The organism is Streptomyces sp. Qhu_M48, assembly GCF_051305195.1.
GTDB lineage: Bacteria > Actinomycetota > Actinomycetes > Streptomycetales > Streptomycetaceae > Streptomyces.
The window spans coordinates 524,645-550,275 of record NZ_CP195432.1; the positions used below are offsets into that span (position 1 = coordinate 524,645).

Below are 25,631 nucleotides of genomic sequence, written 5' to 3' on the forward strand. Positions count from 1 at the left end.
TTCGTTACCTTACCTAATCTTTAACGTTTTCTTGACGGCCTTCCTCTCGTCCTCCCGCTCACCAGTACGGTTCTCTTCCTGACACCGCGTCCGGGCCGTCCGGACGCTGCGCCTAAGGTTGCTCCCGTACTCCAGGACCACCCTGCCCCTCGAAGGACAGCGATGCCCTCCAACACGACCGCGCCTCCCGCCAAGAAGAAAGGGCGGCGCGCCCGCCTGATCCTCCTCGTCCTGGTCCTCGCCCTGGTCGCGGGCGTCGGATACGGCGGGTACTGGGGTGTGAGCACCGTCCGGGCCTCGTTCCCGCAGACCACGGGCGAGATCCGGCTCGACAAGCTGTCCGGTGAGGTCGAGGTGAAGCGCGACGCGAACGGCGTCCCGCAGATCTACGCGGACAACGAGTCGGACCTCTTCCGCGCCCAGGGCTACGTCCAGGCGCAGGACCGCTTCTACGAGATGGACGTCCGGCGGCACGTGACCGCGGGCCGGCTCTCCGAGATGTTCGGCGAGGGCCAGGTCGAGACCGACTCGTTCCTGCGCACGCTCGGCTGGCGCCGGGTCGCGCAGGAGGAGTACGACAAGGTCCTCTCGGCGGAGACGAAGAAGTACCTCCAGGCGTACGCGGAGGGCGTCAACGCCTATCTGAAGGACCGGGACCCCGCCGACATCTCCGTCGAGTACGCGGCCCTGGGCTTCACCAACGACTACGCGATCGAGCCGTGGACGCCGGTCGACTCGGTGGCCTGGCTCAAGGCGATGGCCTGGGACCTGCGCGGCAACATGCAGGACGAGATCGACCGCTCGCTGATGACGAGCCGGATGAGCGCGAGCCAGATCAAGCAGCTGTACCCGGAGTACCCGTACGCGCTCCACCAGCCGATCGTCGGTCAGGGCGCGGTCGACGAGTCCACCGGGAAGTTCGACCCGAAGGCCAGGGCCGGCGAGGACGACGACCTGACCACCGGTGAGACCGAGGGCGGCGTCCCCGGCTCCGGTTCCTCCGACGACCTCGGTACGCAGTCCCAGCTCGGCGCGCTCTCCGAGGTCCTGGACGGCATCCCCGCCCTCCTCGGCCCCAACGGCAACGGCATCGGCTCGAACTCCTGGGTCGTCTCCGGGCAGTACACGACCTCCGGCAAGCCGCTGCTCGCCAACGACCCGCACCTCGCGCCCCAGCTGCCGTCCCTCTGGTACCAGATGGGCCTGCACTGCCGCTCGGTCTCGGCGACCTGCCGTTACGACGTGTCGGGCTACACCTTCTCCGGCATGCCCGGTGTGATCATCGGACACAACGACAAGGTCGCCTGGGGCCTCACCAACCTCGGCGCCGACGTGACCGACCTCTACCTGGAGCGCATCGGCCCGGACGGCTACCTCGTCGACGGCAAGGTCGAGCCCTTCATCACCCGCGAGGAGACCATCAAGGTCGCCGGCGGCAGCGACCGGAAGATCACCGTCCGCTCCACCGGCCACGGCCCGCTCGTCTCCGACCGCTCCTCCGAACTGGAGAAGGTCGGCCAGAAGGCCCCCGTCGGCAACGCCGCCCCCGACCGCGGCACCGGCTACGGCGTCTCCCTCCAGTGGACCGCGCTCCAGCCCGGCAGGTCGATGGACGCGATCTTCGCCCTCGACCGCGCCCAGGACTTCGAGGAGTTCCGGGCCGCCGCCAAGAACTTCGAGGTCCCCTCGCAGAACCTGATCTACGCCGACACCGAGGGCCACATCGGCTACCAGTCCCCGGGCAAGATCCCGCAGCGCAGCAAGGGCGACGGCACCCTGCCCGCGCCCGGCTGGGACTCCACGTACCGGTGGAAGGGCTACATCCCCTTCGAGCAGCTGCCGTACGAGTACGACCCGAAGCGCGGCTACATCGTCACCGCCAACCAGGCCGTGATCGACTCCAGGACGTACCCCGACCTGCTCACCAAGGACTGGGGCTACGGCTCGCGCAGCCAGCGGATCAACGACCTGATCGAGTCGAAGACCAAGGACGGCGGAAAGATCTCGTCGGACGACATGCGGACCATGCAGACGGACAACCGCAGCGAGATCGCGACCCTGCTGAACCCGCTCCTGCTGAAGATCGACATCTCGGACCCGTCCGTCCGCGAGGCGCAGAAGCTGCTCGAGGGCTGGGACTACACCCAGGAGCCCGACTCGGCCGCAGCCGCCTACTTCAACGCGGTCTGGCGCAACGTCCTCAAGCTCTCCTTCGGCAACAAGCTCCCCAAGGAGCTGCGCGCCGAGGGCGACTGCATCAACGTCCGCCCGGCCGACGCCACCGGCCCGGTCGACGAGCAGAACAAGCTCGTGCGCGAATGCGGCCAGCGCGACGCCGACTCGGCGCAGCCGGACGGCGGCGACCGCTGGTACGAGGTGGTCCGCCCGCTCCTCAAGCAGGAGAAGAGCGAGTGGTGGGTCACCCCGGGCAACCGCACCGACCAGGCCACCGAGACCCGTGACCAGCTGCTCGCCCGCGCCATGAAGGACGCGCGCTGGGAGCTGACCGCCAAGCTCGGCAAGGACGTCTCGACCTGGAGCTGGGGCCGGCTGCACCAGCTGACCCTCAAGAACCAGACCCTCGGCACCGCCGGCCCCGGCGTCGTGCAGCAGCTCCTCAACCGCGGCCCGTGGAACCTGGGCGGCGGCGAGGCGGCCGTCGACGCCACCGGCTGGAACGCGGCCGGCGGCTACGAGGTCATCTGGGTGCCGTCGATGCGGATGGTCGTCAACGTCGGCGACTGGGACAAGTCCCGCTGGATCAACCTGACCGGCGCCTCCGGGCACGCCTTCAACTCCCACTACACCGACCAGACGGACGCGTGGGCGAAGGGCGAGCTCTTCGACTGGGCGTACGGCAAGGCGGCGGTCGACGCGGCGACGAAGGACACGCTGAAGCTCAGGCCCTGACCAGGGGCCGGGCCGGGCTCAGGGCCGGAAGCGGGTGACTCCCTCCGGGGTCACCACCGCGTGCACGGGGTGGTCGTGCGGTTCCTCCGGGACCCGGGCGACCACCTCGTCCGCGTACAGGAGCACCACCAGGGCCGGATCGGCGCCCGCGCGCGTGAGCCGGGCGAGCACCCGGTCGTACGAGCCGCCGCCCCGCCCGAGCCGCATCCCGCGCCCGTCGACGGCGAGGCCCGGGAGCAGGACGGTGTCGGCGGTGCAGACGGCGTCGGGGCCGAGCCGGGGCCCGGTGGGCTCCAGCAGCCCGCGGCCGGCCTTCGCCAGCGCCTCCCGCCCCTCGTACGCGGCCCAGTCCAGGTCGTTGTCGGGGAGCAGGACGGGGAGCAGGACCCGCACCCCGCGCGCGTGGAGCGCGTCGAGCAACGCGCGCGTGCCCGGCTCGCGCCCCACGGACACGTAGGCGGCGACGGTGGACGCCCCGGCGAGTTCGGCCAGTTCCAGTCCTCGGCGGGCGAGGGAATCGGCGGTGAGCGTCAGCGATTCGGCGCTCAACGCGGCGCGGTCGGCGAGAAGTCGACTGCGCAGCACGGCCTTTTCGGACATCTCCGGTGTCATGACGGGCCCCTGTCCATCCACGAAACTCACGTAACTGTCTTTATGTGAAGGAAGTTAACCGAAGCCACATCTTCCTCTCATTCCGAACGGCTAAGGTGCACCGCATGAATCAGTCGCTCCCCAGGCTCGGCCGGATCAGCAAGGCTGTCATCCCGGCCGCCGGCCTCGGCACCCGCTTCCTCCCGGCGACCAAGGCGACGCCGAAGGAGATGCTGCCGGTCGTCGACAAGCCGGCCATCCAGTACGTCGTCGAGGAGGCCGTCGCGGCCGGTCTCTCCGACGTCCTGATGATCACCGGCCGGAACAAGCGTCCCCTGGAGGACCACTTCGACCGGAACTACGAGCTGGAGGAGGCCCTGAGCCGGAAGGGCGACGGCGAACGTCTCTCCAAGGTCCAGGAGTCCAACGACCTCGCCACCATGCACTACGTGCGCCAGGGCGCCCCGCGCGGCCTCGGCCACGCCGTGCTCTGCGCCGCCCCGCACGTCGGCGACCAGCCCTTCGCGGTGCTCCTCGGCGACGACCTGATCGACCCGCGCGACCCGCTGCTCTCGCGGATGGTGGAGGTCCAGGAGCGGGAGGGCGGCAGCGTGATCGCCCTCATGGAGGTCGAGCCCTCGCAGATCCACCAGTACGGCTGCGCGGCGGTCGAGGCGACCGTCGACGCGGACGTCGTGAAGGTGACGGACCTGGTCGAGAAGCCGGACGTGGGCGAGGCGCCCAGCAACTACGCGATCATCGGCCGTTACGTGCTGGATCCGGCCGTCTTCGGGATGCTGCGGGAGACCGAGCCGGGCCGCGGCGGGGAGATCCAGCTGACCGACGCCCTGCAGAAGCTCGCCTCGGACGAGAAGATCGGCGGCCCGGTGCACGGTGTCGTGTTCAAGGGGCGCCGCTATGACACCGGTGACCGCGGGGACTATCTGCGTGCCATTGTCAGACTCGCGTGCGAACGTGAAGATCTGGGACCGGACTTCCGGGCCTGGCTCCGGAGATACGTCAGCGAGGAGATGTAGCACCTTGAGCAGCAGCCCGGCACCGTCGCCGTCCCCCGACGACCACGGCCACGACCACGACGTCCACGGCGGCGAGCGGAGCGACGCCCCGGGCGCGGCCGACCCCTGCGCGGGGCCCGCGCGCGGCCTGTGGTCGGTGGACGAGCACCTCGCCGACATCCTCGCGACGGTCGGCCCGCTCGAACCCATCGAGCTGCAACTCCTCGACGCGCAGGGCTGCGTCCTCGTCGAGGACGTGACGGTGCCGGTCGCGCTGCCCCCCTTCGACAACAGCTCCATGGACGGGTACGCGGTCCGGGTCGCCGATGTCGCCGGAGCCACCGAGGAGTTCCCGGCCGTCCTCACCGTCGTCGGCGACGTCGCGGCGGGCGCCGGCGGCCTGCCCGAGGTCGGCCCCGGCCAGGCCGCCCGGATCATGACCGGCGCCCCTCTGCCGCCCGGCGCCGAGGCCGTCGTCCCCGTCGAATGGACCGACGGCGGTACGGGCGGGGGCACGGCCACCGGCATGACCGCCGCGAGCGCCGCCCCCGAGGGCGCGGCCGGCGAGGTCCGGGTGCACCGCTCCGCCGAGGCCGGCGCCCATGTCCGCACGCGGGGCAGCGACGTACGGGCCGGGGAGCTGGCCCTCGCGGCCGGCACGGTCCTCGGTCCGCCGCAGATCGGGCTCCTCGCCGCGATCGGGCGCGGCACCGTCCGGGTGCGGCCGCGCCCCCGGGTGGTCGTGATGTCCACCGGCAGCGAGCTGGTCCAGCCCGGTGAGCCGCTCGGCGAGGGCCAGATCCACGACTCCAACAGCTTCGCGCTCGCCGCGGCCGCGCGGGACGCGGGCGCGCTCGCCTACCGGGTGGGCGCGGTCGCCGACGACGCGGAGTCGCTGCGCGCCACCATCGAGGACCAGCTCATCCGGGCCGATCTGATCGTGACCACCGGCGGGGTGAGCGTCGGCGCGTACGACGTCGTCAAGGAGGCGCTGAGCGCCGACGGGCAGGTCGACTTCCGCAAGCTGGCCATGCAGCCGGGCAAGCCGCAGGGCTTCGGCGCGATCGGCGCCGAGCAGATCCCGCTGCTCGCGCTGCCGGGCAACCCGGTCTCCTCGTACGTCTCCTTCGAGCTGTTCGTCCGGCCCGCGATCCGGGCCCTCATGGGCGTCGAGGAGCTGCACCGGCCCCGGGTGCGGGCGGAGCTGGTCGCCGGCGAGGCGCTGTCCTCACCCGCCGGGCGGAGGCAGTTCCTCCGGGGGACGTACGACCCGGAGGCGGGCACCGTCACCCCGGTGGGCGGTGCGGGTTCCCACCTGATCGCGGCCCTCGCGCACGCGGACTGCCTGCTGGTGGTGGCCGAGGAGACGGAGAGCGTGGAGCCGGGCGCCGAGCTGGAAGTGGTCCTCCTCGGCTGAGGGGGCGAGGGTGGGGGTACGGTGTCGTCCCACACAGCGACCGGGAGTGTCACGGCGATGAGCACGCAGCAAGGTCTCACCCACATCGACGAGGCGGGCGCGGCCCGCATGGTCGACGTATCGGCGAAGGACGTCACGTCCCGTACGGCGCGCGCCAGCGGGCGGGTCCTCGTCTCGCCGCGCGTGATCGAGCTGCTGCGCGGCGAGGGCGTCCCGAAGGGCGACGCGCTCGCCACCGCCCGGATCGCGGGGATCATGGGCGCCAAGAAGACCCCGGAGCTCATCCCGCTCTGTCATCCGCTCGCGGTGTCCGGCGTGACGCTGGACCTGGCGGTCACGGACGAGGCGGTCGAGATCCTGGCGACGGTGAAGACCACGGACCGCACGGGCGTCGAGATGGAGGCCCTGACGGCGGTCTCGGTGGCGGCCCTCACGGTGGTCGACATGGTGAAGGCGGTCGACAAGGGCGCGGTCATCTCCGACGTACGGGTGGAGGAGAAGACGGGCGGAAAGTCGGGCCACTGGACGCGGAGCGGGTCGTGAGCCGCGGCGGCCGGGTGTCCGGAGCGCACGACCACGAGGCACCCGACCACGAGGGCCCCGCGCGGGAGGAGCACCCTCCGGCGGCGCTCGGCGCGGGCGTGGGCGGCGCGCTCCTCGCCCCCTACGCCGCGCTCGTCGTCACCGCCTCCAACCGGGCGGCCGCCGGGGTCTACGAGGACAAGGGCGGTCCGCTGATCGTCGAGGGCCTGACCCGGGCGGGCTTCGCCGTGGACGGCCCGCAGGTCGTGCCGGACGGTGCGCCGGTCGAGGCGGCGCTGCGGGCGGCGGTCGCCGCCGGGTACGACGCCGTCGTGACCACCGGAGGCACGGGCATCTCGCCCACCGACGAGACGCCCGAGGTGACCCGCCGGGTCCTGGAGCGGGAGATCCCGGGCATCCCGGAGGCGATCCGGGCGTACGGCCGGGAGAAGGTGCCGACGGCGGCGCTCTCGCGGGGCCTCGCGGGCGTCGCGGGCGGCACGCTGATCGTGAACCTGCCGGGATCCCCCGGCGGGGTGCGGGACGGGCTGGCCGTCCTGGAGCCGATCCTGCGGCACGCCGTCGACCAGATCCGCGGCGGCGACCACCCGAGACCGTCGTGATCCCGTCCTGGCCGGTGGTCCTCGTCGACGGCGACGTGGTGCTGCGCCCGATAAGGATGCGTGACCACGCGGCCTGGCGCGAGGTGAACCGGCGCAACCGCGAGTGGCTGCGGCCGTGGGAGGCGACGGTTCCGCCGCCGCCCCCGGGCGGGCCGGTGGCCCAGCGGCCGACGTACCGCCAGATGGTCCGCCATCTGCGCGCGGAGGCGAACGCGGGCCGGATGCTGCCCTTCGTCATCGAGTACCGGGGGCGGCTCGTCGGCCAGTTGACGGTGGCCGGCATCACCTGGGGTTCGATGTGCTCGGGGCACGTGGGCTACTGGGTGGACAGCGAGGTGGCCGGGCGCGGGGTGATGCCGACGGCCGTCGCGCTCGCCGTCGACCACTGCTTCCGCGCGGTCGGGCTGCACCGCATGGAGGTCTGCATCCGCCCGGAGAACGGGCCTTCGCGCCGGGTCGTGGAGAAACTGGGCTTCCGCGAGGAGGGGTTGCGGCCCCGCTACCTCCACATCGACGGCGCGTGGCGGGACCATCTGGTCTTCGCGCTGACCGTCGAGGAGGTCCCGGAAGGGCTTCTGCGTCGTTGGCGTCAGGCGAGAATAAAATAAGTGTTCGAATTTAATCGGTAGTTGTCAGCCAATCGATCTGAACAATCACAAAAAAGTTCAGTGATATCAGCCAGATCGTGCGACACACCGGGCCAATTGGCCGATGCCCGTTACGTAACCCCTCTACCGTGTGAGGCGTGAGCAGCAGCGGCCTCATCTACGCAGTCATCGTCGGGGCCTGGGCCGCCTACTTGGTGCCGATGTGGCTCCGCAGGCAGGACGAGCTGAACGAAGCCCGTCCGACGGAACGCTTCAGCACCGCCATCCGGCTGCTTTCCGGACGGGCGGGCATGGAGCGCCGGTACGCCAAGGAGCTCAAGCAGCGGGACCGTACGGTGGAGGGCCCGACCCCCGACGTGGACCCGGACGCGGAAACCGAGCACGTCAGCTCGGTCGACGTCCGGGCCTTCTCCGCGCCCGCGGCCAGGACCGAGGCGCGCCTGGAACTCCCGGATCGCGAACCGGATCCCGCGCCCTCCCCGGCCCGCCCCGCCACCGGCGCCGCCGCCGAGCGCGCCCGCCGCGGCAAGGTCCTCGCCCGGCGCCGGCGCACCACGACGCTCCTCTTCGCGGGCTTCACCCTCGGCGCGGTCGTCGCGGCCGTCGGCGGCATCGCCTTCCTCTGGGTGCCCGCCGTCCCCGCCCTGCTCCTCAGCGCGTACATCGTGCACCTGCGGACGCAGGAACGGCGCCGCTTCGTGTACGTGATGGACCGGCGGCGCGCCGAGGCGGCGGCGGCCCGGCTCCGCGAGAGCCGACGGCCCGCCCCCACGCCCGAGCTGTCGCCCGAGGCCTCTTCGGCCCCCTCCCCGCAGGAGGCGGACCGGCGCGCCCTGGTCGAGCAGACCGACCACGCGGAGTGGGTCGACCAGCAGCGCGAGCGCGGCCCGGCCCGCGGCGACAGCTGGGACCCGGTGCCGGTGCCGCTGCCCACGTACGTCACCGCGCCGGTCGCCCCGCGCGCCACGAGCGGCATCGACATCACGGACCCGGAGACCTGGAGCGCCGCCCGCTCCTCCACGGCGGCCGACCCGGCCCCCGCCCCGTCCCCGGCCCCCCGTCAGCGCGCCAACCCGCCCCACCGGAACCGCGACCGCGACCACGGCCGCACCCCGCTCTTCGACCAGTACGCGGACGACGACCGCCCCCGGGCGGCCAACGAATGACCCCGGCCGGGAGCCCGTGACGGCCCCCGGCTGACCTGCGAGGGAACGGATTTTTGTCTGGGCCCGTCGGGATGCTAATGTTTCACACGTCGCAAGGGCCTGTGGCGCAGTCTGGTAGCGCACCTCGTTCGCATCGAGGGGGTCTGGGGTTCAAATCCCCACAGGTCCACAGACAACGGGAATCCCGTCCGATCGAAAGATCGGGCGGGATTCCTGCTTTTCCGGACGGAGACCGGACGGGGGCCGGACGGAGAGAGGGGCGCCCCTCTCGGCGCCCCTCTCTCCGTCCGTCGTCTCCCGCGGGGTGTCAGGTCAGCGGCTTCGCGAAGCAGCGGCTGGCCGGGTGGTCGCGGTAGTGGCCGAACTTGGCGCAGGGCGCGTAGCCGCTGGAGGTGTAGAGGGCTATCGCCTCCGGCTGGGCGGTGCCCGTCTCCAGGACCATGCGGGTGCGGCCGGCCGAGCGGGCGTCGGATTCCAGGGCGCTCAGGATGCGGCGGGCCAGGCCCAGGCCGCGGGCCTCGGGGATCACGTACATGCGCTTGAGCTCGGCGTCGCCGTCCGCGTAGCCCTGCTCGTTCTCGTCCTGGGTGCGCCAGCCGCCGGTGGCCAGCGGGTTGCCCTCGGGGTCGTACGCGAGGAGGTAGAGGCCGTGGGGAGGGACGAACATCCCGGCGTCCAGCGGTGTGACATCGCCCTCGTCGTCGTAACGGACGGCGTACTCCGCCTGCACGGCGTCGTTGAGTTTCACGGCGTCGGGGTGGTCATAGGGGGTGGGCTGGATGTTCATGCGGAGCATCGTACATCTATGCGACTATCCGGCGCGGGCCCCCGTGTCGGTATTCTCCCGGGATGCTCACTGTGACGTCCGTGAATGTCAATGGTCTCCGCGCCGCCGCCAAGAAGGGCTTCGTCGAGTGGCTGGCCGGGACCTCCGCCGATGCCGTCTGCCTCCAGGAGGTGCGCGCCGAGGAGGCGCAGCTGCCCGAGGAGGTGCGGGCGCCCGAGGGCTGGTTCACCGTCCACGCGCCCGCCGCCGCCAAGGGCCGCGCCGGGGTCTCCCTCTACACGCGCCGCGAGCCCGACCAGGTGCGCGTCGGCTTCGGGTCGAGCGAGTTCGACGGCAGCGGCCGGTACGTCGAGGCCGACCTGCCCGGCGTCACCGTCACCAGCCTCTACCTGCCCTCCGGCGAGGTCGGCACCGAGCGCCAGGACGAGAAGTACCGGTTCATGGGCGAGTTCCTGCCGTACCTGAAGGAGCTCAGGACCCGGGCCGCCGCCGACGGGCGCGAGGTCGTCGTCTGCGGCGACTGGAACATCGCCCACCGCGAGGCCGACCTCAAGAACTGGAAGGCCAACAGGAAGAACGCCGGCTTCCTGCCCGAGGAGCGGGAGTGGTTCGGACGCGTCCTCGACGAGGCCGACGGGGGATACGTCGACGTCGTGCGGGCGCTCCACCCCGAGCAGGAGGGGCCCTACTCCTGGTGGTCCTACCGGGGTCGCGCCTTCGACAACGACAGCGGCTGGCGCATCGACTACCAGCTCTCCACCCCCGGTCTCGCCGCCAAGGCCGTGAAGGCCTACGTCGAGCGGGCCGCGACCCACGCCGAGCGGTGGAGCGACCACGCTCCCGTGACCGCCGTCTACGCGATGTAGGCCATTCCCGCGCGGTACCGTGCCGACCGCGGGCGGCGGTCTGCCGTGGGAGGACCTGTCAGGCGGTCATGAGGCCGGTCCGTCGCCCTCCGGCGGGCCCGCGGTGCGCAGGCGCCGGTCCAGCGCCATCGACAGCTCCGCCTCCACCACGCTCTTCGCGAGCGGGCGCAGCCGCCACAGGTCGTCCTCGGCGGCGTGGGTGCGCAGCAGGTCGGTGAAGAGCTCCGCGAGGGCGTCGGCGTGTTCACGGACGCGGGCGCCCGCCTTGAGCACCTCGGCGAGCGGGACGCCCTCGCGGACGAGGGCGGCGGAGACGTCGAGCAGGCGGCGGCTGATGTGGACGATCTCCTCGCCGTCGGTGGCGAGGTAGCCCAGGTCGAGGGCGGCGGCGAGGTTCTCGGGCGTGACCTCGCCGGCGAAGTGGTCGGCCAGCTCCCCGGGGGTCAGCCGGACCGGTTCCTCCTCGCTGGGGACGTCGATGGCGAGGACCTCGCGGACGTTGCGGCCGCTCTCGAAGGCGGTGGTGAGGTCGGCGATGCCGTTGAGGGTGTGGCCGCGCTCCAGGAGGGCGGCGATGGTGCGCAGCCGGGCCAGGTGCTGCTCGTCGTACCAGGCGATCCGGCCCTCGCGGCGGGGCGGGGGGATCAGGCCGCGTTCGCGGTAGAAGCGCAGGGTGCGCACGGTGACGCCGGCGGCGGACGCCAGCTCCTCCATGCGGTACTCGCGTACGCCTGGGTGCGGGGCGGTCTCGTTCGGGCCGGTCCGCGCGGCCTCGGGCGCGCCCGCCCGCCCGGCCTCGCGCGCGCCCGCGCGTAGGCCCGCCTGTGCGTCGTCGCGTGCGCCCGCGGTGGGTTCCGATGCTGCGCCTGATCCTTCTGCCACGCCCGCCAGCCTATGTTGTACCGCCGGTAACTTTCCCTCGTCGTACCCCTACCGCTCGGTATGGAGCTGCTCTACAGTCCCGACTGTGCCAGTGATTGCTGGCGTGATTGGCCGGGCGCACGGGAGGCGGCATGGCGAAGCACGAGCACGTACGGGTGGCGGTGATCGGATCGGGATTCGGTGGCCTCGGTGCAGCCGTCCGGCTGCGCCGCGAGGGGATCACCGACTTCGTGGTCCTGGAGCGGGCCGACTCCGTGGGCGGAACATGGCGGGACAACAGCTACCCCGGCTGTGCCTGCGACGTCCCCTCCCACCTCTACTCCTTCTCCTTCGCGCCCAACCCCGACTGGCCGCGGACCTTCTCCGGACAGCGCCACATCCGCGCGTATCTGGAGCACGTCACGGACACCTTCGGGATCCGCCCCCACCTGCGCCTCGGCCACGAGGTGCGGCGGATGGAATGGGACACCGAGACGCTCCGCTGGGAGATCGAGACCAGCCGGGGCAGCTTCAGCGCCGAGGTCGTCGTCTCCGCGACCGGGCCGCTCTCCGACCCCAAGATCCCGGACATCCCGGGGCTCGCCGACTTCCCCGGCAAGGTCTTCCACTCGGCCCGCTGGGACCACGACTACGACCTCACCGGCAAGCGCGTCGCCATGATCGGCACCGGCGCCTCCGCCATCCAGATCGTGCCCGCGATCCAGCCCCAGGTCGGGCGGCTGACGCTCTTCCAGCGCACGCCCCCGTGGGTCATGCGCCGCATGGACCGGGCCATCACCGGCCCCGAGCGCTGGCTCCACCGCGCCGTGCCCGCCACCGGCACCCTGCGCCGCGGTCTGCTCTGGGGCATCCGCGAACTCCAGGTCGGCGCCTTCACCAAGCACCCGAACGAACTCGGGCTCGTCGAGAAGCTGGCCAAGGCCAACATCTCCAAGTCCATCAAGGACCCGGTGCTCCGCGCCAAGCTGACGCCCTCGTACCGCATCGGCTGCAAGCGCATCCTGCTCTCCAGCACGTACTACCCGGCCGTCGCGCGGCCCAACGTCGACGTGGTCGCCTCCGGACTCCGCGAGGTCCGCGGCTCGACCCTGGTCGCCGCCGACGGCACCGAGACCGAGGTCGACGCGATCGTCTTCGGCACCGGCTTCCACGTCACCGACATGCCGATCGCCGAACGGGTCGTCGGCGCCGAGGGGAGGACCCTCGCCGAGACCTGGAAGGGCGGCATGGAGGCGCTGCGCGGCGCCACCGCCGCCGGCTTCCCCAACTTCATGACGGTCATCGGCCCCAACACGGGCCTCGGCAACTCCTCCATGATCCTCATGATCGAGTCCCAGCTGAACTACATGGCCGACTACCTGCGCCAGCTCGACGTGCTCGGCGGCCGCGCCGCCCTCGCCGTCCGGCCCTCCGCCGTCGGCGCCTGGAACCGCAAGGTGCAGGCCCGGATGGAGCGGACCGTCTGGAAGGCGGGCGGCTGCGAGAGCTGGTACCTCGACGCCAACGGCCGCAACACCACGCTGTGGCCGGGCACGACCGGCGAGTTCCGGCGCGAGACCCGGCAGGTCGACCTCTCCGAGTACGAGGTGATCCGCGCGACCGGGCCGGCCCCCGCGACGAAGACGCGCACCACCCGCAAGAAGGAGGCCGCCCAGTGAACCGGCACCTGACCTCGCTGCCCACGCCCCGCGAACTCACCGCCCTCTCCGCCGACGGCGCCCCGATCCACGTCGAGGTGTACGGCCCCGAGGGCGCGCCCGCCGTCGTCCTCGCCCACGGCTGGACCTGCTCGATCACCTTCTGGGCCGAGCAGATCCAGGCCCTCGCCGCCGACCACCGGGTCATCGCCTACGACCAGCGCGGCCACGGCCGGACCCCGGCCCCCGCCGGGACCGGCGGCGCGGGCTACTCGACCACGGCGCTCGCCGACGACCTGGAGGCGGTGCTCGCGGCCACCCTCGCCCCCGGCGAGCGGGCCGTCCTGGCCGGCCACTCCATGGGCGGCATGACGATCATGGCCGCCGCCGAGCGCCCCCGCTTCCGGCAGCACGCCGCCGCCGTCCTGCTCTGCTCCACCGGGCCCTCGCGGCTGACGGCCGAGGCCACCGTCGTACCGCTGCGGCCCGGCGGTCTGCGCAGCCGGCTGACCAAGGCCGTTCTCGGCGCGAAGGCGCCGCTCGGCCCGGTCAACGCCGTCTCGAAGAAGGTCCTCAAGTACGCGACGATGGGACCGGGTTCGGCGCCGGACCGGGTCGAGGCCTGCGCCCGGATCGTGCACGCCTGCCCGCGCGGCGCCCGGTACGGCTGGTCACAGGTCCTGGCCGGGCTCGACCTCGAACCCGCACTGCGGGCGCTGAGGCTGCCGGTGGCCGTGCTCGTCGGCACCGCCGACCGGCTCACCCCGGCCGCCCACTCCCGTGCGATGGCGGACGCGCTGCCGCACTGCACGGGCCTCGTCCAGCTGGCCGGCATGGGCCACATGACGCCGCTGGAGGCCCCCGAGGCCGTCACCGCGCAGATCCGCGAACTGACCCTCACGTACCTGGGCGCGAAGTCCGACGAGAAGGAGAAGGAGCAGGCATGAGCAGGGTGAGCCTGGAAGGACAGGTCGCGGTCGTCACCGGAGGAGCCCGCGGCGTCGGGGAGCTCCTCGCCCGCAAGCTCTCCGCGCGCGGCGCGAGGATCGCGCTCGTCGGCCTGGAGCCGGAGCAGCTCAAGGAGGTCGCGGGCCGGCTCCACACGGAGGCCGACTGGTGGCACGCCGACGTCACCGACCACGAGGCGATGGCCCGGGTCGCGGCCGAGGTGAAGGAGCGGTTCGGGAAGGTCGACATCGTCGTCGCCAACGCCGGTGTCGCGGCGGGCGGTCCGTTCGTCGACTCCGACCCGGCGGCCTGGCGACGGGTCATCGAGGTCAACCTGATCGGCGGCGCGGTGACGGGCCGGGCGTTCCTGCCCGTCCTCATGGAGTCCCGGGGGTACTTCCTCCAGATCGCCTCGCTCGCCGCGCTCACCCCGGCGCCGATGATGACGGCGTACTGCGCCTCCAAGTCGGGCGTCGAGGCCTTCGCGCACAGCCTGCGCGCCGAGGTCGCCTACAAGGGCGTGAAGGTCGGGGTCGGCTATCTGTCCTGGACCGACACGGACATGGTGCGGGGCGCGGACCAGGACGACGTGATGAAGGAGCTGCGGCAGCGGCTGCCGTGGCCCTCGAACCGCACGTACCCGCTCGGCCCGGCCGTCGACCGGATCGTGGCGGGCATCGAGCGGCGCTCGGCCCATGTGTACGCGCAGTGGTGGCTGCGGGGGATGCAGTCGGTCCGCGGCTACCTGCCCGGCATGATCGCGACGGTCGGCCGGCGCGAGATGGAGCGCTTCGAGCCGCGTCTTGCCTCGGTCTCCAAGGGGCTGGTGGGCGCGGGCGGCGCGGCCGACGAGCAGGCGCGTAAGGGCCGCCTCTGACCGGCGCCCGACCGGCGGCCGTACGCGGGGGCCGCACCGCAGCGCCCCCGCGTACGGAACGTAACTGATCGAAATGCGTGGAATGTTCGCTCGTGCGAGGCTGGTCGAGGCCCAAGGGGCGCACCGCCCCGGCCCCCTCACACCCTTCTAGGAGTGAACCTTCATGGGCATGGCAGACCAGTTCAAGGACAAGGCGGAGCAGCTCAAGGAGCAGGCCAGGCAGGCCGCGGGCAAGGCGAAGGACGAGGCGTCCGAGCGTGCCTCCCGGGGCCGCGACCGCTCCGGCGACGAGACCCGCAGGGCCCAGCAGGAGGCCCAGGACCGCGTGGACCAGGACTACGAGGCCTGACGGCGGACCGCTTCCCGCGGAGCCTCGCGGAATCCTTGAAGGAGGCGCACCCGGGAGACCGGGTGCGCCTCCTCGCGTCATGGGCCGAAAAGTCGTACGCGCCGGGGGGCGGATCTTCGTACCGTGGCGCCCATGGCCGTACTTGAGCGACTGCGATCCGACCACGCGCCCGCCCTGCTCGCCTTCGAGCGGGAGAACCGGGGGTACTTCGCCGCGTCCGTCCCCGACCGGGGGGACGCCTACTTCACCGACTTCGAGCAGCGGCACCGGGCGCTGCTCGACGAACAGGGGACCGGGGCGATCCACTTCCACGTGCTCGTGGGGGAGGGCGGCGGGATCCTCGGGCGGTTCAACCTCGTCGGCGTCGCCGACGGGGCCGCCGAGCTGGGGTACCGGGTGGCCGAGAGGGCGGCCGGGCGCGGGGTGGCGACCGCCGGCGTCCGCGCGGTGTGCCGGCTGGCGCGCGAGGAGTACGGGCTGAGCCGGCTCACCGCCGTCACGACCCTCGACAACGACGGGTCGAGGGTCGTGCTGGGGCGGGTCGGATTCGGCGCGGTGGGGAGCGTGACGCTCGACGGGCGGCCGGGCACCTCGTACGAGCTGGACCTGAGCCACGCCCCCGGCCTCGTCGGCGTCCAGGTCCTGTCCGGAAAGTAGTGCCGTCCGCCCGCCGGGCCGGGCGGGACCTTCCGGACACCCCTAGGGGACGTCCCGCCTCGGGGGCAGTTTCGGGCGGGAGCGGTCCGGGAGGTCCTCGTACCCCGGCGGGCTCGCCGCCGGGGTCTCGGTGAGGAGCGCGAGGGCGACGTGGACCGCGTCGTCGAGCTGGGCGTGGCGGCCCTCGGCCCAGTCGAGGGGGGTGCGCAGGACCGCGAGGTCGGGTTCGACGCCGTGGTTCTCCAGGGACCAGCCGTACTCGGGGAACCAGGCCGCGTTCATCGGGACCGTGATCTGGGTGCCGTCGCCGAGCCGGTGGCGGCCGGTCATGCCCACCACCCCGCCCCAGGTGCGCTGGCCGACGACCGGGCCGAGGCCGAGGAGCTTGAACGCGGCGGTGATCATGTCGCCGTCGGAGGAGGTGGCCTCGTCGGCGAGGGCGACGATGGGGCCGCGCGGGGCGTTGGAGGCGTACGCGACGGGCTGGGCGTTGCGGGTGAGGTCCCACCCGAGGATCTTGCGGGTGAGCTTCTCGATGACGAGTTCGCTGATGTTGCCGCCCGCGTTGCCGCGCACGTCGACGATGAGGGCCGGCCGGGAGACCTCCATGCGCAGGTCGCGGTTGAACTGGGCCCAGCCCGAGCCGCCCATGTCGGGGATGTGGAGGTAGCCGCAGCGGCCGCCGCTGATCTCCCGTACCACCGCACGGCGTTTGGCGACCCAGTCCTGGTAGCGCAGCGGGCGCTCGTCGACGAGCGGGACGACGGCGACGCGGCGGGCCCTGCCCTCGCCCTCGGCGGGGGTGAAGGTGAGTTCGACGGTGGTGCCGCCGGTGCCGGAGAGCAGCGGGTACGGGCCGGTGACCGGGTCCACGGGCCGGCCGTCGACGTGGGTGAGGACGGCGCCCTCGCGGATGCCCGTACCGGCGAGCGGGGAGCGGGCCTTGGAGTCGGAGGACTCGCCGGGCAGGATCCGCTTCACCGTCCAGCCGTTCTCGCGGAGGACGAGGTTGGACCCGAGGAGGCCCATGGGCCGCTGGTAGTGCGGTGGTCCCTCGTTGCGGCGGGCGGGGGTGACGTACGCGTGGGAGGTGCCCAGTTCGCCGACGACCTCCCGGAGCAGGTCGGCGAACTCGTCGGGGGAGGCGATCCGTTCGACGAGGGGCCGGTACTGGTCGAGGACGGCCGTCCAGTCGACCCCGCCCATGCCGGGCTCCCAGAAGTAGGCGCGGACGATCCGGCCGGCCTCGTCGAAGGCCTGCCGCCACTCGGCGCCCGGGTCGACCTCGTGGAGGATGCGCCGCAGGTCCAGGTAGACGGTGGAGTCGCCGTCCCCGGACTCGGTGGCGGGGACGGCCCGCAGCTCGCCCTCGTCGGCGACGACGAGCCGGGTGCCGTCGCCGCTGACCGCGAACCAGTCGAGGTCCTTGGCGAGTTCGCTCTTGCGGGCCTTGGTGATGGAGAAGTACTCCAGGGTGGGGCGGCCGGAGGTGTCGGCGGGGTTGGCGAACGTCTCGCCGAGCGCGCCCGAGATGGGCCAGCGCAGCCAGACCAGGCCGCCGCCGCTGACCGGGTGCAGGGCGGAGTACTTGGAGGCGGTGACCGGGAAGGGTGTGACCCGGTCGGGGAGCCCCTCGATCTCGACGGTGACCGTGCCGTCGGCCGTCTCCGTGTCGTCGTCGGCGGGGTCGAGGCCGCCGGCCGCCGGGCGCCCGTCGGGGAGCAGCGCGAAGGGGGAGGGCGTGGCGGAGGAGAGCGGGACGAGGTAGGGGCGGCAGCCGAGCGGGAACGACAGGTCGCCGGTGTGCACGTCGTACACCGGGTCGAAGCCCCGCCAGGAGAGGAAGGCGAGGTAGCGGCCGTCCCGGGTGAAGACGGGGTTCTCGTCCTCGAAGCGGCCGTTGGTGACGTCGATGACGGTCCGGGCGCCGGGGCCGGAGATCCGGGCCATCTTGATGGAGCGCAGGGAGCGGCCGATGCCGGGGTGGGACCAGGTGAGCCAGGCGCCGTCGGGGGAGAAGGCGAGGTCGCGGACGGGCCCGTTGACGGACCTGATCAGCTCGGTGACTCCCCCGGAGCCCTCGGCCGGGGAGGTGTCCGCGTCCTGTCCGGACTCCTCCGTGGTGTCCAGGAGGAGGAGCCGTCCGTCGTGGGAGGCGATCGCGAGCCGCTCGCCGTCGGGGTCGGCGACGAGCTCCTCGACACGGCCGAGGTCGCCGGAGGCGAGGCGGCGCGGGGGACGGTCGCCGCTGGCGCGCGGCAGATAGGCGACCTCGACGGCGTCCTCTCCCTCGGCGTCGGTGACGTACGCGACCTGGCCGCCGCTGCCCAGCATCTCGGGGAGCCTGACCCGGACGCCCGGGGTGTCGATGATCGTGCGGGCCGGGCCGTCGCGGTGCGTCAGCCAGTACAGGCTGCCCCGTACGGAGACGGCGCTGGCCCGGCCGGTCTCGTCGACGGTGACCGCGTCGACGTGGTGGGCGGCGGGCACCTGGTACGGGCGCCGGCCGACGCGCTGGCCGCCGAGCCGCACCTCCAGTCTCCGGGGGCGGGAGTCGGGTGTGAGGGCGTCGACGATCCACAGGTCGCCGGCGCACTGGTAGACGACCCGCTGTCCGTCGGTGGAGGCGTGCCGGGCGTAGAACTCGTCGTGGTCGGTGTGGCGGCGCAGGTCGGTGCCGTCGGGCCGGCAGGAGTAGAGGTTGCCGACGCCCTCGTGGTCGGAGAGGAAGGCGACGCGGCCTCCGACGGCCATGGGGCTGTCGAGGTGGCCGCCGATGTCGGGCAGCAGCCGTTCGCCGTGCAGCCAGAGGCGGCCGGTGGCGCCGCCGAGGTAGCGCTTCCAGGCGGCCGGCTCGTGGGGCGGCTTTCCGGTGAGGAGGAGGGAGCGGCGCTCGCCCTCGTGGTCGGGGCCGGTGGCGCCGCCGGTGATGGCGGTGTCGTCGGTGACCGCGATGTCGGAGACCGGGCCCCAGGGCAGCTTGCTGCCGGGGGTCCCGTCGGTGGGGACGGTGTAGGCCCAGGAGAAGTACGAGAAGGGCTGCCCGTGCGAGGAGACGGCGAGGATGTCGGAGCGGCCGTCCTTGTCGGGGGGTGTCCAGCCGCAGACCCGGGTGTCGGTGGAGCCCCAGTAGGTGAGGCGCCGGGCGGCCCCGCCCTCGATGGGCACCAGATGGATCTCCGGATCGAGGCTGCGCCAGTTCGTGTACGCGATCAGGCGCCCGTCCGGCGAGAAGCGCGGGTGGCCGACCCGCGTGCGGTCGACGGTGAGCCGCCAGGCCCGGCCGGGGCGGTGGCCCTCGGCGGCGAGCGGGGCGATCCACAGGTCGTCCTCGGCGGCGAAGCACAGCAGGTCGTCGTGGAGGTGCGGGAAACGGAGATACGCGACGTCGTCACTCACCCGTTCATGCTTTCCGCGCGGAGGGGGTGAGGCAACTCGTACGTGTATGCGGGCGTCTCCGAAGGGGGCGCCCGATGTGGTCCAGGACACGTACGAAACGGTTTCGTTTCGCTGAGGGCGGGGGTATCTTCGTACTGTACGAAGTCGTTTCGCTCGTTACACCGGGACCCTGGACGGAGACACGGCCATGGCACGCAGCAGACTCACTCCCGAGCGGGAGTCCGAGCTGTACGCGGCCGTGCTCGACCTCCTTCGCGAGGTCGGCTACGACGCCCTCACCATGGACGCCGTCGCCGCCCGCACCCACTCCAGCAAGGCCACCCTCTACCGCCAGTGGGGGAGCAAGCCCGAGCTGGTCGCCAGGGCGCTGCGCGACAACAAGCCGGCCGATCTCTCGCAGATCGACACCGGCACGCTGCGCGGCGACTTCCACGAGCTCCTCGACCGGACCGACGACTGCCAGATGGAGAAGGACTCCGCGCTGATGCGGGGTCTGGCCCATGCCGTCCACACCAACCCCGAACTGCACCGGGCGCTGCGCGAGCTGCTCATCGAACCCGAGATGAACGGCCTCGACGAAGTACTGCGCCGAGCGGTCCGCCGGGGCGAGGTCGACGCCGGGAACCCGGCGCTGAAGCTCGTCCCGCACATGCTGATCGGCGCGTTCGTCGCCCGCCCGCTGATCGAGGATCAGCCGGTCGACCACGCGTTCCTCAGCGCCTATGTCGACGCCGTCGTGCTCCCCTCGCTCGGCGTCCAGAGCCACCTGTAACCCGCACCGGCGTCCCCGGCCGGAGCACCCCTCCCGACAGCAGCAGTACCCCCCTGACGCGCTCCGCTCTCGCCGTCGGGCCGGCTCCCCATGCCCTGTCCCACCCCACCCTGGGAGTACGCCCCCGTGGCCACGTTCCTGTACAAGTTGGGCCGTTCCGCCTTCCGGCGCCGACGGCTCGTCGCCCTCCTCTGGGTGGCCCTCCTGGCGGTCGCCGGGATCGGCGCCGCCACCGCACCCGCCGCGACCTCCGGCTCCTTCTCCATCCCCGGCACCGAGGCCCAGCGCGCCTTCGACCTGCTCGAAGAGCGCTTCCCGGGCGCCGGCGCCGACGGAGCCACCGCCCGGGTCGTCTTCAAGGCCCCCGAAGGCCAGAAGATGACCGACCCGGCGCACAAGGCCGTCGTCGAGGAGACCGTCTCCGCGCTGAAGAAGGGGTCGGACCAGATCGTCTCGGTCACCGACCCGTACACCGCGCAGGCCGTCTCCCAGAACGGCTCCACCGCCTACGTCTCCGTCGCCTACAAGGTCAACGCGATGGAGCTCACCGACGGGACGCGCGAGGCGCTGACCCAGGCCGGCGAGAACGCGCAGGGCAAGGGGCTGACCGTCGAGGTCGGCGGTGACGCCCTCCAGACCATGCCGGCGACCGGCTCCAGCGAGATCATCGGCGTCGTCATCGCCGGCATCGTCCTGGTCATGACCTTCGGCTCGCTCGTCGCCGCCGGACTCCCGCTGCTCACGGCGATCATCGGCGTCGGCATCGGCGTCTCCTCGATCACCGCGCTCGCGAACGTCCTCGACCTGGGCTCCACCACCTCCACCCTCGCGATGATGATCGGCCTCGCGGTCGGCATCGACTACGCCCTCTTCATCGTCTCCCGCTACCGCGCGGAGCTCGCCGACGGGCGCGAGAAGGAGGACGCGGCGGGCCGCGCGGTCGGCACGGCGGGCTCCGCCGTCGTCTTCGCCGGACTCACCGTCGTCATCGCCCTGGTCGGCCTGGCCGTCGTCAACATCCCGATGCTGACGAAGATGGGCTTCGCCGCCGCCGGTACGGTCGTGATCGCCGTCCTGATCGCGCTCACCCTGATCCCGGCCCTGCTGGGCTTCGCCGGCGACAGGGTCGTCGGCCGCAAGCAGCGCAAGGCCGCGAAGGCCGGTGCCGCGGGTGACGTCGCCGCCTCCACCGGCGACCAGGCCGAGGCCGACAAGCCGAACGGCGGCACCCGCTGGGCCCGCTTCGTCATCCGCCGCCCCGTGATGGTGCTGCTCGTCGGAGTCCTCGGCCTCGGCGCGATCGCGCTGCCCGCCGCCTCCCTGGAGATGGGCCTCCCGGACGACGGCGCCAAGCCGACCTCCACCACCGAGCGCCGGGCCTACGACACCCTGTCCGACGGCTTCGGCCCCGGCTTCAACGGCCCGCTGCTCGTCGTCGTGGACGGCGACAAGGCGACCGCCGACCGGACGGTCTCCACGATCAAGGGCCTCGAAGGCTGGGCGGCGGTCACCCCGGCGACCCCGAACAAGGCCGGCGACGCCGCGATGATCACGGTGGTCCCGAAGGACCGCCCGTCCTCGGTCGCCACCGAGAGCCTCGTCCACGACATCCGGGACGCCACCGGCGACGACGTGCTCGTCACCGGCGCCACCGCGATGAACATCGACTTCTCGCAGAAGATGAACGACGCCCTGGTGCCGTACCTGGCCCTCGTCGTCGGCCTGGCCTTCCTGCTCCTGACCCTGGTCTTCCGCTCGGTCCTCGTCCCCCTGAAGGCGGCCCTCGGCTTCCTGCTCTCGGTGGTCGCGGCCCTCGGCGCGGTCGTCGCGGTCTTCCAGTGGGGCTGGCTCGGCAGCCTCTTCGGGGTCGAGCAGACCGGCCCGATCATGTCGATGATGCCGATCTTCATGGTGGGTGTCGTCTTCGGTCTCGCGATGGACTACGAGGTCTTCCTCGTCACCCGCATGCGGGAGGCGTACGTCCACGGGGAGCGGCCCGGCGAGGCGATCGTGACCGGCTTCCGGCACAGCGCCCGGGTGGTCACCGCCGCCGCGGTGATCATGATCGCGGTCTTCGCCGGCTTCATCGGCATGACGGACCAGATGATCAAGATGATCGGCTTCGGCCTGGCCGTCGCGGTCCTCTTCGACGCCTTCGTGGTCCGGATGGCGATCGTCCCGGCCGTGCTCGCGCTCCTCGGCCACAAGGCCTGGTGGCTGCCGAAGTGGCTGGACCGGATCCTTCCGAACGTGGACGTGGAGGGCGAGGCCCTCGCCGCGGGGACGCCCGCCGACGGGTCCTCCGGCGCGAAGCCGGACCTCGTGAAGGTCTGACCCGCGCCGGAACAGCTCGCGTACGCCGTCAGTGTGTCGTCATCGACGCACCGGCGGCGTACGTGTGCTTCAGGAAGCGGAGCAGGGCCGTCGTGTCGAACTGGACGACCGTGACCCCGTCGTCCGTGTGGAGCTCGACGACCGTCTGGACCCGGCCGCAGGGCCAGACGCCTATGTCGCCGCGGCGGGTCGGGGCGCGCAGCCCGGTCTCCAGGAGGACGCGGGGGAACGACCACTCCTCGCCGGGGAAGGCGAAGCGCACGGTGGCGGGGGAGAAGCCGGGGTCGTAGCGGAGGGCCACGGGAACGGGGCGCGAGAGCGGGGCGTCGCTGATGATCCGTCCCTTGGCGTGGTCCTCGATTCCATGGGCGTCGGTGTCGCGGGCGTCTTCACGGTCTTCCGGGGCGCGCATGGAAGTGCTCCTCACAGCCGTCTCTTTTGTACCTCGCTGTACTCAATGTCCCACTTCTTCCCCGGGTGAGCGCGAGCCATGCACGGATGAGCGCAGGTGTGGTCGGGGTCACGCGCGACCGTGCGCCGCCGTTCTGTGACCTGTGCGCTCTTGCAAGTGCTTTGCAGGAACGCTCATCATTCGGGACGTGCATGTACCTGACGGATTCATCAACGCCCCCGTATCGGTCGTCGCCGGAGTCGTCGCCGCCGGCGCCGTCGCCGTCAGCCTGCGCGGAGCCCGCCGCGAGCTGGACGACCGGACGGCCCCGCTCGCCGGGCTCGTCGCCGCCTTCGTCTTCGCCGTGCAGATGCTGAACTTCCCGGTCGCCGCCGGGACCAGCGGACACCTCCTCGGCGGCGCGCTCGCGGCGATACTCGTCGGTCCCTGGACCGGCGTCCTGTGCATCGCCGTCGTCCTGCTGATGCAGGGCATCCTCTTCGCCGACGGCGGCCTCACCGCCCTCGGCGTGAACATCACCGTCATGGGCGTCGTCACGGTCGTCGTCGCCTACGCGCTCTTCCGCGGCCTCGTCCTGGTGCTGCCCCGCACCCGCGCCTCGGTCACCGCGGCCTCCTTCGTCGCCGCCCTCGTCTCCGTACCGGCCGCGGCCGCCGCCTTCACCCTCGTCTACGCGATCGGCGGCACCACCGACGTACCGCTCCCCAAGGTCCTCACGGCCATGGTCGGCGTCCACGTCCTCATCGGCATCGGCGAGGCCGTCATCACCATGCTGACCGTCGGCGCGGTCATCGCCGTCCGCCCCGACCTGGTCTACGGCGCCCGGGGCCTGACCGCCCCGCTCAAGCTCCGCGTCGACGGCGAGCTGGTCGACGCGACGCCCGCCGCCGCACCCGCGCCCGCCCGGTCCCCGAGGAAGCTGTGGATCGGCGGTGTCGTCACCGCCCTCGTCCTCGCCGGCTTCGTCTCCTTCTACGCCTCCGCCAGCCCCGACGGCCTGGAGAAGGTCGCCGCCGACAAGGGCATCGACGCCAAGGCCGAGGAGTACGAGCACGCCACCGCGGACTCCCCGCTCGCCGACTACGGCGTCAAGGGCATCGAGACCGCCCGGCTCTCCGGCGGACTCGCCGGCGTGATCGGCGTCGGCGCGACCCTCGCCGTCGGCACCGGCGCCTTCGTGGCCGTACGCCGCCGCAGGAACGAGACCGGGGCGCGGGTCTGACCCGGGCCCGGGGCACCGACATGGGAGCACACTGAGATGGGAGCGGGCCACGCCCACAAGCTCTACCGGCACGCGCACTCGCCGGTCCACGAGCTGCCCCCGCACACCAAGCTCGCCGCGGTCCTCGGCTTCGTCGTGGTCGTCGTCTCGACGCCCCGCGAGGCCGTCTGGGCCTTCGCCCTCTACGCCGTGCTCCTCGCGGCCGTCGCGGCGAAGGCCCGCATCCCGGCCGGCTTCCTGCTGAAGCGGCTCCTCATCGAGGTGCCGTTCGTCGCGTTCGCGCTGCTCATGCCCTTCGTCGTCCCCGGCGAGCGGACGACCGTCCTCGGGGTGTCGCTGAGCGTCCCCGGACTGTGGGGCGCCTGGAACGTCCTCGCCAAGGGCACCCTCGGCGTCGCCGCCTCCGTGCTCCTCGCCTCCACCACCGAACTGCGCGCCCTGCTCCTCGGCCTCCAGCGGCTGAGACTGCCGCCGCTGCTCGTCCAGATCGCCTCGTTCATGATCCGGTACGGCGACGTCATCACCGACGAGATGCGCCGGATGTCCGTCGCCCGCCGCTCGCGCGGCTTCGAGGCACGGGGCGTCCGCCACTGGGGCGTCCTCGCCAAGTCGGCGGGCGCGCTCTTCATCCGCTCGTACGAGCGCGGGGAGCGGGTCCACCTCGCCATGGTCAGCCGGGGGTACACGGGCACCATGCCCGTCATCGACGAGGTGACGGCGACCCGCGCCCAGTGGGCGTACGCGGCCGCGCTCCCGCTCACCGCACTTCTGATCTGCCTCCTGGGATGGACCCTATGACCGCCCCCTCGCTCGAAGTGACCGGCCTCGCGTACGCGTACCCCGACGGCCACCAGGCCCTGTTCGGCGTGGACCTGACCGTCGGGCGCGGCGAACGGGTCGCCCTCCTCGGTCCCAACGGCGCCGGCAAGACCACCCTCGTCCTCCACCTCAACGGCATCCTCACCGGCGGCGCGGGCGGCGTCACCGTCGCCGGGCTCCCCGTCGGCAGGAAGCACCTCGCCGCGATCCGGCGCAAGGTCGGCATCGTCTTCCAGGACCCCGACGACCAGCTCTTCATGCCGACCGTCCGCGAGGACGTGGCCTTCGGGCCGGCCGCCGCGGGCCTGCGGGGCGCCGAGCTGGAGGCCGTCGTGACCCGCGCGCTGGAGCGGGTCGGGATGGCGGAGTACGCGGACCGGCCGCCGCACCACCTGTCCTTCGGTCAGCGCCGCCGGGTCGCCGTCGCCACCGTCCTCGCCATGGAGCCGGAGATCCTCGTCCTCGACGAGCCCTCCTCCAACCTGGACCCGGCCTCGCGCCGCGAGCTCGCCGACATCCTCCGAACGCTCGACGTCACCGTCCTCATGGTCACCCACGACCTGCCGTACGCCCTGGAGCTCTGCCCGCGCGCGGTGATCCTCAGCGAGGGCGTCATCGCCGCCGACGGACGCACCGGCGAGATCCTCGCCGACGAGGAGCTGATGGCCCGGCACCGCCTGGAGCTGCCGTTCGGCTTCGTGCCGCGCTCCGTGGCCTGACCCCCGGAATCCGTCCCTCCCGACCCGCGTTGCACCATGGGAGCCGGTCGTACGAGCCGGTCGTACGAGCCGGTCGCACGAGCCGGTCGTACGAGCCG

At 72.4% G+C, this 25,631-nt stretch carries 23 protein-coding genes and 1 tRNA gene; 19 read left to right on the forward strand and 5 right to left on the reverse strand.

The window, feature by feature from the left end; all coding sequences use genetic code 11:
• Window positions 1-162 precede the first annotated feature (162 nt).
• Window positions 163-2,910, forward strand: a complete 2,748-nt coding sequence (locus ACRRSS_RS02735; protein ID WP_435969617.1) for a penicillin acylase family protein — start codon at window positions 163-165, stop codon at window positions 2,908-2,910.
• Between the two features lie 18 nt (window positions 2,911-2,928).
• Here ACRRSS_RS02735 and ACRRSS_RS02740 read toward each other — a convergent pair whose 3' ends face one another.
• Window positions 2,929-3,522, reverse strand: coding sequence for a 5-formyltetrahydrofolate cyclo-ligase (locus tag ACRRSS_RS02740; RefSeq protein ID WP_435969618.1), 594 nt, complete (start codon window positions 3,520-3,522; stop codon window positions 2,929-2,931).
• A 104-nt stretch (window positions 3,523-3,626) separates the two neighbouring features.
• Between ACRRSS_RS02740 and galU the strand changes: the two genes are divergently transcribed.
• The 7 genes from galU (at window position 3,627) to ACRRSS_RS02775 (ending at window position 9,022) form a co-directional block, all read left to right on the forward strand.
• Window positions 3,627-4,538, forward strand: coding sequence for a UTP--glucose-1-phosphate uridylyltransferase GalU (gene galU, locus ACRRSS_RS02745; RefSeq protein ID WP_435969619.1), 912 nt, complete (start codon window positions 3,627-3,629; stop codon window positions 4,536-4,538).
• Between the two features lie 4 nt (window positions 4,539-4,542).
• Window positions 4,543-5,934 carry a molybdotransferase-like divisome protein Glp gene (glp, locus tag ACRRSS_RS02750; RefSeq protein ID WP_435969620.1) on the forward strand — a complete coding sequence of 464 codons (1,392 nt, stop codon included), beginning with the start codon at window positions 4,543-4,545 and terminating at the stop codon, window positions 5,932-5,934.
• Window positions 5,935-5,991: 57 nt separating this feature from the next.
• Window positions 5,992-6,477, forward strand: coding sequence for a cyclic pyranopterin monophosphate synthase MoaC (gene moaC / locus ACRRSS_RS02755; RefSeq protein ID WP_435969621.1), 486 nt, complete (start codon window positions 5,992-5,994; stop codon window positions 6,475-6,477).
• Between the two features lie 98 nt (window positions 6,478-6,575).
• Window positions 6,576-7,079, forward strand: a complete 504-nt coding sequence (locus ACRRSS_RS02760; protein ID WP_435975231.1) for a MogA/MoaB family molybdenum cofactor biosynthesis protein — start codon at window positions 6,576-6,578, stop codon at window positions 7,077-7,079.
• A complete protein-coding gene (locus tag ACRRSS_RS02765) occupies window positions 7,076-7,687 on the forward strand; it encodes a GNAT family N-acetyltransferase (RefSeq protein WP_435969622.1) in 612 nt (203 codons plus the stop codon). Before ACRRSS_RS02760 ends, ACRRSS_RS02765 begins: the two co-directional genes overlap by 4 nt.
• A 137-nt stretch (window positions 7,688-7,824) precedes the next feature.
• Window positions 7,825-8,853, forward strand: coding sequence for a divisome protein SepX/GlpR (sepX, locus tag ACRRSS_RS02770; RefSeq protein ID WP_435969623.1), 1,029 nt, complete (start codon window positions 7,825-7,827; stop codon window positions 8,851-8,853).
• Window positions 8,854-8,948: 95 nt separating this feature from the next.
• Window positions 8,949-9,022, forward strand: a tRNA-Ala gene (locus tag ACRRSS_RS02775).
• A 138-nt stretch (window positions 9,023-9,160) separates the two neighbouring features.
• On the opposite strand, the gene ACRRSS_RS02780 is transcribed toward ACRRSS_RS02775, so the two are convergent.
• Window positions 9,161-9,640, reverse strand: coding sequence for a GNAT family N-acetyltransferase (locus tag ACRRSS_RS02780; RefSeq protein WP_435969624.1), 480 nt, complete (start codon window positions 9,638-9,640; stop codon window positions 9,161-9,163).
• 62 nt (window positions 9,641-9,702) lie between these two features.
• Between ACRRSS_RS02780 and ACRRSS_RS02785 the strand changes: the two genes are divergently transcribed.
• Window positions 9,703-10,506 carry an exodeoxyribonuclease III gene (locus ACRRSS_RS02785; RefSeq protein WP_435969625.1) on the forward strand — a complete coding sequence of 268 codons (804 nt, stop codon included), beginning with the start codon at window positions 9,703-9,705 and terminating at the stop codon, window positions 10,504-10,506.
• A 66-nt stretch (window positions 10,507-10,572) separates the two neighbouring features.
• Here ACRRSS_RS02785 and ACRRSS_RS02790 read toward each other — a convergent pair whose 3' ends face one another.
• Window positions 10,573-11,220: a MerR family transcriptional regulator gene (locus ACRRSS_RS02790; RefSeq protein ID WP_435975232.1), complete on the reverse strand. Its 648-nt coding sequence runs from the start codon at window positions 11,218-11,220 to the stop codon at window positions 10,573-10,575.
• 299 nt (window positions 11,221-11,519) lie between these two features.
• On the opposite strand from ACRRSS_RS02790, the gene ACRRSS_RS02795 reads away from it, so the two are divergent.
• From ACRRSS_RS02795 to ACRRSS_RS02815, 5 genes are all read left to right on the forward strand, one after another.
• On the forward strand, window positions 11,520-13,046 hold the full coding sequence (locus ACRRSS_RS02795; protein ID WP_435969626.1) for a flavin-containing monooxygenase: 1,527 nt from the start codon (window positions 11,520-11,522) through the stop codon (window positions 13,044-13,046).
• The gene (locus ACRRSS_RS02800) at window positions 13,043-13,972 is read left to right on the forward strand and encodes an alpha/beta fold hydrolase (protein WP_435969627.1); all 930 of its coding nucleotides are present in this window, start codon (window positions 13,043-13,045) and stop codon (window positions 13,970-13,972) included. The genes ACRRSS_RS02795 and ACRRSS_RS02800 overlap by 4 nt, the downstream gene beginning before the upstream one ends.
• The gene (locus ACRRSS_RS02805; protein ID WP_435969628.1) at window positions 13,969-14,850 is read left to right on the forward strand and encodes an SDR family oxidoreductase; all 882 of its coding nucleotides are present in this window, start codon (window positions 13,969-13,971) and stop codon (window positions 14,848-14,850) included. The genes ACRRSS_RS02800 and ACRRSS_RS02805 overlap by 4 nt, the downstream gene beginning before the upstream one ends.
• 163 nt (window positions 14,851-15,013) lie before the next feature.
• Window positions 15,014-15,199: a hypothetical protein gene (locus ACRRSS_RS02810; RefSeq protein WP_435969629.1), complete on the forward strand. Its 186-nt coding sequence runs from the start codon at window positions 15,014-15,016 to the stop codon at window positions 15,197-15,199.
• Window positions 15,200-15,331: 132 nt separating this feature from the next.
• A complete protein-coding gene (locus ACRRSS_RS02815) occupies window positions 15,332-15,856 on the forward strand; it encodes a GNAT family N-acetyltransferase (protein WP_435969630.1) in 525 nt (174 codons plus the stop codon).
• Between the two features lie 42 nt (window positions 15,857-15,898).
• Here ACRRSS_RS02815 and ACRRSS_RS02820 read toward each other — a convergent pair whose 3' ends face one another.
• A complete protein-coding gene (locus tag ACRRSS_RS02820; protein ID WP_435969631.1) occupies window positions 15,899-19,255 on the reverse strand; it encodes a S41 family peptidase in 3,357 nt (1,118 codons plus the stop codon).
• Window positions 19,256-19,442: 187 nt separating this feature from the next.
• Between ACRRSS_RS02820 and ACRRSS_RS02825 the strand changes: the two genes are divergently transcribed.
• Together ACRRSS_RS02825 and ACRRSS_RS02830 are read left to right on the forward strand one after the other, a co-directional pair.
• Complete coding sequence (locus ACRRSS_RS02825) at window positions 19,443-20,027, forward strand: TetR/AcrR family transcriptional regulator (protein ID WP_435969632.1); 585 nt, start codon at window positions 19,443-19,445, stop codon at window positions 20,025-20,027.
• A gap of 126 nt (window positions 20,028-20,153) precedes the next feature.
• Window positions 20,154-22,361, forward strand: coding sequence for an MMPL family transporter (locus ACRRSS_RS02830; protein ID WP_435969633.1), 2,208 nt, complete (start codon window positions 20,154-20,156; stop codon window positions 22,359-22,361).
• A gap of 28 nt (window positions 22,362-22,389) precedes the next feature.
• On the opposite strand, the gene ACRRSS_RS02835 is transcribed toward ACRRSS_RS02830, so the two are convergent.
• Window positions 22,390-22,773: an SsgA family sporulation/cell division regulator gene (locus ACRRSS_RS02835; RefSeq protein ID WP_435969634.1), complete on the reverse strand. Its 384-nt coding sequence runs from the start codon at window positions 22,771-22,773 to the stop codon at window positions 22,390-22,392.
• A 187-nt stretch (window positions 22,774-22,960) separates the two neighbouring features.
• On the opposite strand from ACRRSS_RS02835, the gene ACRRSS_RS02840 reads away from it, so the two are divergent.
• The 3 genes from ACRRSS_RS02840 to ACRRSS_RS02850 are packed head-to-tail and all read left to right on the forward strand — an operon-like array spanning window position 22,961 to window position 25,533.
• Window positions 22,961-23,995, forward strand: coding sequence for an energy-coupling factor ABC transporter permease (locus ACRRSS_RS02840; RefSeq protein WP_435969635.1), 1,035 nt, complete (start codon window positions 22,961-22,963; stop codon window positions 23,993-23,995).
• A gap of 36 nt (window positions 23,996-24,031) precedes the next feature.
• Complete coding sequence (gene cbiQ, locus ACRRSS_RS02845) at window positions 24,032-24,793, forward strand: cobalt ECF transporter T component CbiQ (RefSeq protein WP_435969636.1); 762 nt, start codon at window positions 24,032-24,034, stop codon at window positions 24,791-24,793.
• On the forward strand, window positions 24,790-25,533 hold the full coding sequence (locus tag ACRRSS_RS02850; protein WP_435969637.1) for an energy-coupling factor ABC transporter ATP-binding protein: 744 nt from the start codon (window positions 24,790-24,792) through the stop codon (window positions 25,531-25,533). The genes cbiQ and ACRRSS_RS02850 overlap by 4 nt, the downstream gene beginning before the upstream one ends.
• The last annotated feature ends 98 nt before the right edge of the window (window positions 25,534-25,631 follow it).